Here is a 12,995-nt window from a genome sequence, read left to right on the forward strand (position 1 = left end):
AAGCGATGCGCTTAGCAAAGCGTATAGAATCCTTCGCTATCGCTCAGGATGACAGGTTGAGAGGCATAATTATCCTAACTGTCATGCCGCACTTGTTTCGGCATAGCACAGATAGGTAAACGCTTTGGTTACTTTGCATGAGGGATGCTGAAACGAGTTCAGCATGACAGGGCTCGTGAATAGGCATCATTTAAAAATATCAACCTGTCATGTTGAACGCAGTGAAACATCCTGTACAAGCGATGAGCATAGTAAGTTGTATAGGATCCTTCGCTGTCGCTCAGGATGACAGGTTGGGAGACATAATTAACCTCCCCGTCATGCCGAACTTGATTCGGCATCCCACGGATAGGTGAACGCTTTGGTTACTTTGCAAGAGAGGTGCTGAAACGAGTTCAGCATGACAGCCTCGTTAATAAGTACCACAGAAAAATATCAACCTGTCATGTTGAACGCAGTGAGACATCCTGTACAAGCGATGCGCTTAGCAAGGTGTATAGGATCCTTCGCTGTCGCTCAGGATGACAAAATGGGTATCAATTATTTAAAACTCCAGAAACTTCTTTACCCTTACGTTAATGTGGCTGTAGTGGTCGTACATGCCCAGTTCGTGGTTAATGAGATGTATCTCGATGGGGCCATACTCTAAGTGTATCTCTTCGTAAGCACCTTTGAACAGGATCTCTTTAACGGTCCAATCCAGGCTTTCGCCGGCGGTGGTGAGCGGGGTGATCCACTCAGGGTATATCACAACACGTTCCTTAGTACCTTTTATACGCAGTGCACGGGCCTCCTCGTTGAGTAGAATGTTGCAATGCGCCAGCAGGCGGGCGGTGTACAGGTTCTGCGGGTCGTTGTACATAGCCTTGGGGGCGTTGCGTTCCAGTATCGAGCCATCTTTTACCACGATCAGGTCGTCGGCCATCGAAAGTACCTCTGTAGGATCGTGCGATACGATGATCACCGTCAAGCCGCTTTCCTTAACGATCCGGCGAATATCTTGCTGTAAGCCGTCCCTAAAGGTGGTATCTACTTGGTTAAAGGGCTCATCTAACAAAAGTAGCTTAGGCTGCGTCACTAAGGCGCGGGCAATAGCGGTACGTTGTTTCTCGCCACCGCTCAGGTCGGCCACACGCTTATCGGCCAGGTGCATCATGTTGAGCTGGCGTAATATCTTCTCCGGGCGTTCTTGCTTGGCCTGCAGGTCGGTGTTGGGTAGTAGAATGGCTAAGTTATCCCACACCTTGGCGTACAGATTCAGGTCGTCGGTGTGCTGGGTCACCATCTTCATGGCATCATGACCGGGGATGAGTTTCTCATCCGGCCCCCAAACGCGTACCCCTTCAAAGATCACTTTGCCTTCATCGGGCGTAAGCAAACCAAATATGGAACGCAGGAGGGTGCTTTTACCACTACCGCTTTCACCAATGATCGCGGTGATCTTGCCCTGTTCAATATTCAGGTTGATATCCTGAATGCCTGAACGATGTTTGCCGGGATAGATCTTGGTAAGCCCAACGACCTCAATGAAGGGGGGAGTAGTTGCCATTGGGACAAATATACAGAGCCCCCTCTAAATCTCCCCCGGGAGGGGAGACTTTAATTACAACAGTTTTAAAGTTCAGCCTGCTAAAACTATCGAGATCTGTGCAAAAAGAAAATGCCTGTGATCCCACAGGCATTTTCTTTTTAAGCCCTCCCTCCCGGGGAGGGTTTGGGCGGGGCTGTTTAGAACCCGAACATCAATCCAAAGGAGAAGTTACGCAGACCCTCTTGTGCGGCGGTATCGAACATGTCGTTAAAGTAGTATTTGGCAAATACACCCAGCGCGCCGTAACCTAAACGGCCGGTAACGCCGTAGCGTACTTTGGCAAAGTGGTAGGTGTTGTTGAATTTTTCCTTACCGTTCTCGCCACTGATCTGTTTCACACGGCCATTGTACAGGAAGCCAACCATTGGTCCGCCAGTGATGTGGAAACGTTTGCCGGCGTCGTTCTGGCGGCTTCTCCAGTCAAAGGTAAGCGGTATACGGATGTAGCTCGAGGTAAAGCGGTTCTTGCTATAATTGATATTGTCCTGAGTGTAGCGCAGCGCATCATCTGGTCCATCCTGTTGTATGGTGATATTTTCGCGCAGGCGCAGGTGCGTCCAATCCAGACCGGCCGATACATAGATGCGGAATGCACTGTCAAAACGGTAGCCTGCCTGTAAGACGTCAAAACCCACGTTGCTGCTCTTCCATGAGCGGTAACGCAAAAAGTTGTTGGTAGGTGATAGGTTGAAGCTGCCATTATCCACCAGTGTGGCCAAACCCAGATCAAAGCGGGCAAAGGTGATACCCCATGAAAACCCCGGAGCTTTTGACGGCATTTCCTTTTCCGAACTATCGCTTTTGGCCGATGTACGCTCGCCGGTGTTGAGGCTGAACTTGATCAGCTTTTTGCGGGTACGTACGGTATCGGTACGCACCTCAACGGTGTCGCCCTTATCGTTAACGGTAACGGTGGTTTGGGTAGTGGTAGTAGTGGTTTTGGTTTGTGCGAATACAACTGCGGTTGCCGCACAAAGTATGGCGGTAAATATGTAGCGTTTCATGTTCGTATATGTAAAGGTCTGAATGTGTTATTTGTTCTCTTTTTTTACCCGAACGATGCCCAGGTTAAGGCCCGTTACGTTCGAGTCCTCATCGGTCTCGGTAAATTCGATCAATTTATCTTCGCGTTTATCCACTTTGGCTACCACCACGTTGATCAGATCACCCAAAGAGTGGATGCCGTGGCGCTTCTTTTGAACGGGACGATTGGCCGCCATCACCACCGGAGCCGTGGTGATCGGTTTGATCGCCGCAGGGGTAGTATCTATGCTGCGAATGGCGATCTGTCCATCAGGTACCACCGGCGTTAATACCGGCTGATCATTCACAGCTGCCAATACCGGCTGGCTTTCTATGGCGGTCTCTACAGCTGATCCAGAAGCGATTTCGTTGGCGGGCGTTTCGTTAGCTTCAGGGGTAAGTGACCTTGAACGGTCTTTATGCGTTTCGGCTAGTTGCGAGGATTGAGGTATAATAGCTGGTGATCCCACGTTAACCGCTACTCGCTGCTTCTCAACTTCTTTATGCTGATCTTTGGTTGTAAAAAAGTGGCCTTTCCCCGGTCTTTTAGTAGCCATCTGCTGTTCAACTTTGGCTGGCTTATCCATCAGGAACCATACGCCTGCGGTAAGCAAGATCAATACGGCGGCTGCTATGCGCATCACCGGTGCCCATGATCTTTTTTTAGTATCGATGTTGGCAGCGATGTTGTCCCAAACGTGCGCAGATGGTTCCATCTCCATGCCCGACAGCCGTGAGCGGAATAATTCATCTAATTCGTTATCCTGCATATTCATAATGCTTTCCCTCCAGTTGTTCGATCTTTTGTTTTAAAATGCCCCTTGCTCGTGATAGTTGCGATTTAGAGGCGCCCTCGGTGATGCCCGCTATATCGGCTATCTCCTTATGGCTGTAGCCCTCAATGGCATAAAGGTTAAATACCATGCGGTAGCCTGCGGGCAACTCGTGTATCAGTTTTAACAGGTCCTTGGTCTCCAGGCTTGATGATGCTATACCGTTCACCGGTGGCTCGTAGCCGCTATCGTCCATATCCACCTGTATCATTTTATGATGTTTGCGGTAGTACTCGATCGAGCTGTGCACCATGATGCGGCGCATCCAGCCTTCAAAACTCCCTTCGCCCCGGTACTCAGTGATCTTATTGAACACCCTGATAAAGCCATTCTGCAACATATCTTCGGCCTCCATCTTGTCCACCGCGTAGCGCATGCACACGGCCAGCATCTTTGGCGCGAACTGCTTATAAAGCAATTCCTGCGCTTTGCCGTGCCCTGATCTGCATTTGGTGATGAGTTCTTCGGTCGAATATTTATGTTTCAGGAACATCATTTGTAAGGTAGATGATGCTCCGGCTAAAATGGTTGCATGGCTTTATAAAAAAAAGTTCAAATGGGTCAATTACCGACTTTGATCAGGTATGTGTGGCCGGATTTAAGTTCGTTTCAAAGTGTTTCATCGATGTAACAAGATACCCCGTTTCACGGTGATATTGGTTGCTACAGATTTAAGAAAAACCTGACTTTTTCAAGAAATATCAAGAATTATCAATATAACGACTTCACGTCGAAGCCAGAAGTACGAAATGTAACACCATTTTTAACAGCGTTCAAGCGTAGCCAAATACTACTCGGGGGTGAGTATCTCTTCACCTTTCAGGTCGATCGATCCTGTGTCGGGTTCAAGCCTAAGGTCCCAATCAATGGTATCGAACGACCGGTTGTGAACATCCGAACAGGTGAAATGGTACTTCACTTCAAAACGGCACCTGAACCTGCCTTTCAGCTGGTCGGCATCGAAATTAAAGTTCTGTAATTCAAAGTTATGGACCTCTGGTGAACCACCGTCGTTACGGTGATATTCCCACAGAGCGGTGCACATCTGGCTGCGGTTGGTAGATATCTGAAATATATCGGTCAGAAACTGCTCATAGCTGATCTGTCCGTTCAGCAAAGAGGCAATGTGGTCAGGTTCGGTATGTAGTTGAAGTCTTTCGGCCATGATAGAAAATGTATATCGGTATTCAGCAAATATCTGGCCTGTGGACTGACTTTCAGCAAAAAAAGAAACGGCTCACTACTTATGGTAACGAGCCGTTGCTTATCTCAAAGAAAGGAAAATGCTTTTAAACCAGGTATTCGAACAGCGTTTGGTCGCGGTTCACCTCGATCACATCAAACTTGTGTTCTTCCATGCGTTGCAGCAGGGCAGGGTAGTCCTCTGCATTTTTAAGTTCGATGCCTACCAGGGCCGGTCCGCGTTCGCGTTCGGTCTTTTTAATGAACTCAAAACGGGTGATATCATCACCAGGACCTAATACTTCACTCACAAACAGTTTCAAGGCTCCCGGACGCTGCGGGAAACGTACAATGAAATAGTGCTTCAAGCCTTCATACAGTAATGATTGCTCCTTGATCTCGCCCATGCGGTCGATATCATTATTACCACCACTGATCACGCAAACCACCTTTTTACCGGCTATTTGATCTTTGATGAGGTCAAGTACCGCTACCGATAGTGCGCCTGCAGGCTCCACCACTATGGCGTCCTCGTTGTAAAGCTTCAATATAGTAGTACAAACCTTACCTTCAGGTACCGAGAGCATATCATCCAGCACCTCATTGCAGATCTGGTAGGTAAAATGGCCTACGCGCTTCACCGCCGCACCATCAACGAAACGGTTAATTTGCGACAGGGTATACGGCTGTCCACGACGTATGGCCTCGATCATAGAAGGTGCACCTTCAGGTTCAACACCGATCAGTTGGATGTTGGGGTTAAGCTGCTTGAAAAAGCTGCCTACACCAGCAGCCAAACCGCCGCCACCCACCGGCATCACGATCACCTCAGCATCCGGCAGGTCCTCATTGATCTCGATACCTACGGTACCCTGACCTTCAATGATCCGGTGATCATCAAAAGGGGGGATGAAGGTCATACCATTAGCCTCGGTGTACTTCAGGGCTTCCTGTAAGCAGTCATCAAAGGTGTCACCTACGAGCACGATCTCCACGTTGCCATTGCCGAACATTTCGGTCTGCTTCACTTTTTGGCGGGGTGTAATTCCCGGCATAAAGATCACGCCTTTGATGTCAAGTCGCTTGCAAGAAAAGGCTACGCCCTGAGCATGGTTACCTGCACTGGCGCAAACCACGCCTTTAGCTAACTGCTCGTGAGGTAACTGGCTGATCATGTTGTAGGCACCGCGCAATTTGTACGAACGTACCACCTGCAGGTCCTCACGTTTGAAATATATCTCGCAGCCGTACTTGTCCGACAGCCCCTGATTAAATTCCAGCGGCGTACGGCGTACCACTTTGCGCAGCCTTTCGCGGGCCGTAGCAAAGTCTAGCTGCATGTTGGTTTCGGTATCCATTATTGTTGTTTGACCAACCGGTGTGCCACTAACGACAGCAGGTCGGCATCATTTATATCCAATTTACTATCGGCCAGTTTCAAGAAGTTCTGGTAAACCACGGCTAACTCTTCTTTGTCCAGGTTATGGCCTAAGCGATCCAGGTGGAACTTCAATGCGTGGCGGCCACTGCGCGCGGTCAATACGATGGTGGCGCTTGGGAAACCCACATCCTCTGGGCGAATGATCTCATAGTTCTCGCGGTTCTTTAAAAAACCGTCCTGGTGAATACCTGAGCTATGGGCAAAGGCATTGGCACCCACGATAGCTTTATTAGGCTGTACCGGCATGCGCATTTGGCTGCTGATCATGCGACTCAGCTCGTAAAAGCTTTGGGTGTTGATGTTGGTATGCAGGCCAAGGCTTTGATGCGTTTTCAAGATCATGACGACCTCCTCGATAGAGGTATTGCCTGCACGCTCGCCGATACCGTTGATGGTGCCTTCGATCTGGCGGGCACCATTCTGCAAACCAGCTACCGAGTTGGCTGTGGCCAAACCCAGATCATTATGGCAATGTACCGAAATGATGGCCTTATCAATATTCTTAACGTTCTCTTTCAGGAAACGGATCTTGCTGCCATATTGGTCAGGTAGGCAGTATCCGTTCGTATCGGGGATGTTCACTACGGTTGCACCTGCACCGATCACGGCTTCTACCATTTTAGCAAGGTATTCGATATCGGCACGGCCGGCATCTTCAGCATAGAACTCGATGTCCTCTACCGACTTTTTAGCATACTTTACCGCTTCAACGGCACGCTCCAAAATCTCTTCGCGGGTGCTGTTGAATTTGGTCTTGATGTGCATATCTGATGAGCCAATGCCGGTATGGATACGCGGACGTTTGGCAAATTTCAATGCTTCTACAGCAGCATCGATGTCACCTTTGTGCGCACGGGTAAGCGCACACACGGTAGGGTTATTTACTGCTTTGGCGATCTCCACAACGCTTTGGAAATCGCCCGGACTTGAGGCCGGAAAGCCAGCCTCTATGATGTCAACGCCCAGCGCTTCCAGTTCGCGCGCTATCTCTATCTTTTCAGGCGTGGTCAACTGGCAGCCCGGTACCTGCTCACCATCACGCAAGGTGGTGTCAAATACATAAACTCGGTTTGGATCGTGTAACATATGTTTTATTTTTAGTATCAAGTAGTTAGTATCAAGTATCAAGACGAGACCCTTTTTGAGGTCTTACTACTTGATACTGTATACTTGCTACTATTCTTTTATCGCTATAAATCTTAATCTTTTATAATCGGCGTACCATTGGCCGTTCTCGTTGTAGGCGGGTTCGAGCAGGTCGGTCACCTCTTGCAGTATATCTGCCTGTTCGGCTTCAGGTATGCCTTTAAAGTATTGGCTGCCGAACATTTTGATCCACTTGGCTACGCCCTGGTCGCCGTCTTGCAGCGGTGTTTTGCGGTCAAAATGAGCCGCGTAGGTCACTCTGAAACCGCCACGTTCGAGCAGGTTGGTATACTCGCCCAATGAAGGGAAGTACCAGATCTGCGTTTCGGCCTGCATGGTGTAGCCGCGTTGTTGTAACACTTGTTTAAGCGCGGCTCGTAGTTTACCGACATTGCCCTTACCGCCCATTTCGGCCACAAAGCGGCCGCCTGGTTTGAGTGCCTCGAATACCGAACGGATCACGCCGGCTGAGTTGTGGATCCAGTGTAGCGCCGCGTTCGAGAATACGGCATCACAAGGATACTCTACTGTAAAGTTAGCGGCATCCTCCACCTCGAATCTCACATCAGGGTATTTAAAACGTGCCTGTGCGATCATTTCGGGTGAGTTGTCGGTCCCTATCACATCGGCGCCCTGTTCTTTGATCAATTTGGTGAGGTCGCCGGTGCCGCAGCCAATATCCAATATGGATTCGCCGGCTTTTACGTCCAGTAGCTCCAGCACGTTCTCGCCAAATTGCGATACAAAGCTGTGTTTATCGTCGTATAGATCTGCGTTCCATTTCATGATCGTTATTCGCTATGATTCGTTTGTAATTATTTCAATTCAGGTTTACCCAGGAACTGCAAGACCATCTCACCCATTTCTTTGGTGCCTAATATCTTTTCAGGCTGGGTCTGGCTGTCGGCAATGTCGCCGGTGCGGTAGCCTGCTTTAAGTACCTGGTCAATGGCCGAGGTCACACGCTTGGCTTCTTCTTTGAGGCCAAAGCTGATCTCGAGCATCAGAGCCACCGATAGGATAGAGGCAAGCGGGTTAGCCTTGTTCTGACCGGCAATGTCATGTGCCGAACCGTGGATTGGCTCAAAGAAGCCTGTACCATCGCCAACGGAAGCTGATGCCAGCATACCCATCGATCCCGCGATCTGAGAGGCCTCGTCGGTTAGGATGTCACCGAACAGGTTAGCGGTCAGAACCACGTCGAACTTTTTAGGGTTCTTCACCAGTTGCATGGCGGCATTGTCAATGAACATGTGCTCGGTCTCTACATCTGGATACTCAGGTGCCAGACCTTGTACCACTTCGCGCCATAAGCGTGATGATTCCAGCACGTTGGCCTTATCTACCGAGCAAAGACGTTTACTGCGTGCCTGAGCGGCCTCAAAAGCCTTGCGCGCTATACGCTCTACCTCATAACGATGGTAGATCATCAGGTCAGATGCCGTGTTACGGTCCTCGCTGCGGATCTTCTCACCAAAGTAAACGTCGCCGGTCAATTCGCGGAAGAAAAGGATATCAGTACCGCGCAGTACGGCCGGTTTTAGGCTCGATGCATCCAGCAGCTCATCGAACAGCATGATCGGGCGCAGGTTAGCATACAGGCCAAGTTCCTTCCGGATCTTCAATAAGCCTTGCTCCGGGCGTACCTTGGCCGATGGGTCATTATCATATTTGATGTGACCTATGGCACCGAACAGTATCGCATCGCTGGCTTTTGCTTTTTCAAGTGTTTCATCGGGCAGTGGGTTGCCTGTGGCTTCAATGCCGGCGTGGCCCATCAGCGCTTCGTCGTAAGTGAACTCGTGCTCATATGCCGAAGCGATGTGCTCCAGAACTGCTTTACCCCAGGTAGTTACCTCGGGGCCGATGCCATCACCAGGGATGACCAGGATATGTTTTTTGATTCCCATGTTTTATCAGTATCGTCATTGCGAGGCACGAAGCAATCTCTGAACGCGTTCGTCAGTTCGTCTCCGCAGGGATCGCTTCGTGCCTCGCAATGACGCGTGGGTAGTTAATTACTTATTTTCGTATTCCTCTACTAATTGTTTGTTGCTCAGGATGTAGTCGATATCATCATACCCGTTCAGGAGGCAGGCCTTTTTGTACGGATTGATCTCGAAGCTCTCCTGCTCGCCTGTGCTGGCGATCTTGATGAACTGGTTGTCCAGGTCTACCTCGATCTGGGCGTGTGCATCCTCGTAAACGGTATCGAATATCTTTTTCAAGAACTCGTCGCTCACCTGGATAGGCAGCAGGCCGTTGTTCAGGGCGTTGCCTTTAAATATGTCGGCAAAAAAGCTGCTCACTACCACATCAAAACCATAGTCAGATATGGCCCAGGCGGCATGCTCACGACTACTTCCGCAGCCAAAGTTCTTGCCTGCTACCAGGATCTTACCCGAGTAGGTAGGGTGATTGAGCACGAAATCGGCCTTAGGCTGATCATTCTCATCAAAGCGCCAGTCGCGGAACAAGTTGTTGCCAAAACCTTCACGAGTGGTGGCCTTCAGGAACCTTGCCGGAATGATCTGGTCGGTATCAATATTTTCGATAGGCAAAGGCACTACCGAGGTTTGTAAGTGTTTAAATATCTTGGTCGCCATGTCTTGAACCGGAATTTTAGGAATTTATAGAATTTACAGAATTCATTAAATTCGGGTTTATCTTTTTATTAAATAATCTTTTGAATTGAAGGCTGTTGCTGCCGAAGTTTATCAGCAAGCCCGTCCTAACCTGATAGGCCTCTAAATAGTTGATGGCTTGTGCCAAGTGAATATCCTCTAACTGACTCAGAGCTTTGAGCTCGACCATGATCTCACCTTCTACAAAGAAATCTACTCTTCTGGTGCCGATACATTCATCTCTATAAACGATCGGCATTGCCATTTCTCTTTCAAAGATCAATCCAGCCAATTTCATTTCTATCTCTAAAGCTCGTTGGTAGATGACTTCTTGAAATCCATTACCTAATGTAGCATGAACACGCATCGCACAACCAATGATCAGCCCAGTGCAGTCATTAAATTGTGTTGGAGTTATGTTCGCTGTAATCATCAGTTTCAGAAAGTCAATTCTGGTAATTTTATCAATTCTTAAAATTCCGGTTCAGATATTAACTCGCGTATATCGGTTATTTTGCCGGTAACGGCCGCTGCTGCTGCAGTGAGCGGACTGGCCAGGAAAGTGCGTGAGTTGGGGCCTTGGCGGCCTTCAAAGTTGCGGTTAGAGGTAGATACGCAGTACTTGCCTGCCGGTATCTTGTCCTCGTTCATGCCTAAGCAGGCACTGCAACCTGGTTCGCGCAGTGGGAAACCTGCTGCTTCAAATACTTTGTCCAAACCTTCTTCAATGGCTTGTAATTGTACTTGTTTACTGCCGGGTACTACCCAAACGGTCACATTCTCGGCTTTTTGCTTGCCTTTGATGAAGGCGGCCACCTCGCGCAGGTCTTCGATACGCGAGTTGGTGCAGCTACCGATAAACACGTAGTCGATAGGCTTGCCCAGCATCAGCTGATCATCATGCAGGCCCATGTAGTTCAGGGCTTTGGCATATGATCCCTGCTCCTTCGCCTCGAAGCTTGAGGTTTCGGGTACGTGTTGAGTGATACCTATACCCATACCAGGGTTGGTACCATATGTTATCATGGGCTCGATGTCGGCAGCGTCAAAGTAAAGTTCGCTGTCGAACTGAGCGTCTTGGTCAGAGTAAAGGGTTTGCCAATAAGCTACGGCTTTGTCCCACTCTTCGCCTTTAGGGGCAAATTCGCGGCCTTTTACGTAGTCGATGGTGGTTTGGTCAGGAGCGATGAGTCCGCCACGGGCACCCATCTCGATGCTCATGTTGCAGATGGTCATGCGGCCTTCCATGCTCAGGGAGCGGATGGTGTCGCCTGCATACTCCACAAAATAACCGGTACCGCCTGCGGCCGATATTTTGGAGATGATGTACAGGATAATGTCTTTTGCGCCTACGCCTTTTTGAAGTTGTCCGTTCACTTCGATCTTCATGCGTTTAGGGCGTTGCTGTAACAAGCACTGGGTAGCCAGTACCTGCTCAACTTGTGAGGTGCCTATACCAAAGGCTATAGCGCCGAATGCGCCATGGGTAGAGGTATGGCTATCACCGCACACATAAGTGCAGCCAGGGCGGGTGATGCCCAACTCAGGACCGATCACGTGCACGATACCCTGGTAGGGGTGACCTAAACCGTAAAGTTCGATACCGAACTCAGCACAGTTCTTGGTCAGCATATCTACCTGGTAACGTGAAAGCTCTTCCCTGATCGGCAGGTGCTGATCCCAGGTAGGTACGTTATGATCGGCAGTGGCCACGGTTTGTTTTGGCCTGAAAACTGGTAAACCACGCTCGCGCAAACCATCAAAGGCCTGCGGGCTGGTCACCTCATGAATAAAATGTGTGTCGATATATAAAATATCAGGGAAGCCTTCTTTGCTGCTCACCACGTGCGCATCCCAGATCTTATCGAATAATGTTTGTCCCATAAAAAATAACTATGTCATTGCGAGCGATAGCGTGGCAATCTTGCCGCTTTTAGATCTAAACGCGATGAGATTGCCACGTCGCTACGCTCCTCGCAATGACATATTTTAAAGTGTTTATCTTATGCTTCTACTTCCTGGTTCTCAGGGCGTAAGCTGCGTACAGTTTTGCCGGCTTGCCACAATTCACTTTCGCGAAGTTCACGCAGTTCTTCGTTCAGTTTTTCGCGGTAGTCAGGCTGGCTGTTGCTATCGATCGAGCGTTGCGACTCTTTACCGGTAGCTACGCTGTCGTACAGTTCTTCAAATACTGGTTTAGTGGCATCACGGAATTTTTTCCACCAATCTAAAGCACCGCGTTGTGCAGTGGTAGAGCAGTTGGCGTACATCCAGTCCATACCGTTCTCAGCAACCAGTGGCATTAATGATTGGGTAAGCTCTTCAACGGTCTCGTTGAATGCTTCAGATGGAGAGTGACCTTTTGCACGCAGTACCTCAAATTGTGCAGCGAAGATACCCTGGATACAACCCATCAAAGTACCACGCTCACCGGTAAGGTCGCTGTATACTTCTTTACGGAAATCGGTCTCGAACAGGTAACCGCTACCTACAGCGATACCTAAAGCGATCACACGCTCAAATGCTTTACCGGTAGCATCCTGGAAGATCGCGTAGCTTGAGTTCAAACCACGGCCTTGCAGGAACATACGGCGCAGTGAGGTACCCGAACCTTTAGGGGCAACCAGGAACACGTCAACATCGGCAGGAGGGATGATACCGGTCTGCTCGTTAAAGGTGATACCGAAACCGTGAGAGAAATAAAGGGCTTTGCCAGCAGTTAAATGTTTTTTAACGGTTGGCCACAGTTCGATCTGGGCGGCGTCACTTAACAGGTAGCAAATGATGGTACCTTTTTCAAGTGCTTCTTCGATCTCGAACAGGGTCTCGCCAGGTACAAAGCCGTCAGCAACAGCCTTATCCCAGGTCTTTGAGTTCTTGCGCTGACCAACGATCACGTTAATGCCGTTGTCTTTTTGGTTAAGCGCCTGGCCCGGACCTTGTACACCGTAGCCGATCACCGCTACAACTTCATTTTTAAGCACTTCCTGTGCTTTTGATAATGGAAATTCGTCGCGGGTAACTACGTTCTCTTCAGTACCGCCAAAATTTAATTGTGCCATTTCTATGTTATTAGTTATTGGGTTATTTGTATGTTTTAGTTTTTAAGTCTGTTAGACGGCCAGTCGGTTAGATGATCGTTATTAGTATTCACA

13 protein-coding genes are annotated in these 12,995 nt (G+C 49.1%); all 13 read right to left on the reverse strand.

Annotated features, from left to right (window positions below; translation table 11 throughout):
• Nucleotides 1-544: 544 nt before the first annotated feature.
• Nucleotides 545-1,549: an ABC transporter ATP-binding protein gene (locus tag LLH06_RS05610; RefSeq protein WP_228172282.1), complete on the reverse strand. Its 1,005-nt coding sequence runs from the start codon at nt 1,547-1,549 to the stop codon at nt 545-547.
• A gap of 179 nt (nt 1,550-1,728) precedes the next feature.
• Nucleotides 1,729-2,595: an outer membrane beta-barrel protein gene (locus LLH06_RS05615; RefSeq protein ID WP_228172283.1), complete on the reverse strand. Its 867-nt coding sequence runs from the start codon at nt 2,593-2,595 to the stop codon at nt 1,729-1,731.
• A 27-nt stretch (nt 2,596-2,622) separates the two neighbouring features.
• Nucleotides 2,623-3,390 (reverse strand): hypothetical protein, encoded by a 768-nt coding sequence (locus LLH06_RS05620; RefSeq protein WP_228172284.1) that lies wholly within the window; start codon nt 3,388-3,390, stop codon nt 2,623-2,625.
• On the reverse strand, nt 3,374-3,943 hold the full coding sequence (locus tag LLH06_RS05625) for an RNA polymerase sigma factor (RefSeq protein WP_317206720.1): 570 nt from the start codon (nt 3,941-3,943) through the stop codon (nt 3,374-3,376). Before LLH06_RS05625 ends, LLH06_RS05620 begins: the two co-directional genes overlap by 17 nt.
• 294 nt (nt 3,944-4,237) lie before the next feature.
• Entirely contained in the window at nt 4,238-4,612 is a 375-nt protein-coding gene (locus LLH06_RS05630; protein ID WP_228172285.1) for a hypothetical protein, read from the reverse strand.
• A 124-nt stretch (nt 4,613-4,736) separates the two neighbouring features.
• Nucleotides 4,737-5,987, reverse strand: a complete 1,251-nt coding sequence (gene ilvA / locus LLH06_RS05635) for a threonine ammonia-lyase IlvA (protein ID WP_228172286.1) — start codon at nt 5,985-5,987, stop codon at nt 4,737-4,739.
• Nucleotides 5,987-7,156, reverse strand: a complete 1,170-nt coding sequence (locus tag LLH06_RS05640; protein WP_228172287.1) for a 2-isopropylmalate synthase — start codon at nt 7,154-7,156, stop codon at nt 5,987-5,989. The genes ilvA and LLH06_RS05640 overlap by 1 nt, the downstream gene beginning before the upstream one ends.
• Nucleotides 7,157-7,246: 90 nt before the next feature.
• Nucleotides 7,247-8,002: a methyltransferase domain-containing protein gene (locus LLH06_RS05645; protein ID WP_228172288.1), complete on the reverse strand. Its 756-nt coding sequence runs from the start codon at nt 8,000-8,002 to the stop codon at nt 7,247-7,249.
• 29 nt (nt 8,003-8,031) lie between these two features.
• Entirely contained in the window at nt 8,032-9,120 is a 1,089-nt protein-coding gene (gene leuB / locus LLH06_RS05650; protein ID WP_394800328.1) for a 3-isopropylmalate dehydrogenase, read from the reverse strand.
• A gap of 114 nt (nt 9,121-9,234) precedes the next feature.
• A complete protein-coding gene (gene leuD, locus LLH06_RS05655; protein ID WP_228172290.1) occupies nt 9,235-9,822 on the reverse strand; it encodes a 3-isopropylmalate dehydratase small subunit in 588 nt (195 codons plus the stop codon).
• A gap of 16 nt (nt 9,823-9,838) precedes the next feature.
• A complete protein-coding gene (locus LLH06_RS05660; protein WP_228172291.1) occupies nt 9,839-10,273 on the reverse strand; it encodes a GxxExxY protein in 435 nt (144 codons plus the stop codon).
• Nucleotides 10,274-10,311: 38 nt separating this feature from the next.
• Nucleotides 10,312-11,724 carry a 3-isopropylmalate dehydratase large subunit gene (gene leuC / locus LLH06_RS05665; RefSeq protein ID WP_228172292.1) on the reverse strand — a complete coding sequence of 471 codons (1,413 nt, stop codon included), beginning with the start codon at nt 11,722-11,724 and terminating at the stop codon, nt 10,312-10,314.
• A 119-nt stretch (nt 11,725-11,843) separates the two neighbouring features.
• Nucleotides 11,844-12,902 carry a ketol-acid reductoisomerase gene (gene ilvC / locus LLH06_RS05670; RefSeq protein ID WP_228172293.1) on the reverse strand — a complete coding sequence of 353 codons (1,059 nt, stop codon included), beginning with the start codon at nt 12,900-12,902 and terminating at the stop codon, nt 11,844-11,846.
• Nucleotides 12,903-12,995 lie beyond the last annotated feature (93 nt).

Origin of the sequence: Mucilaginibacter daejeonensis, from assembly GCF_020783335.1 — a bacterium.
Taxonomy (GTDB): Bacteria; Bacteroidota; Bacteroidia; order Sphingobacteriales; family Sphingobacteriaceae; genus Mucilaginibacter; species Mucilaginibacter daejeonensis.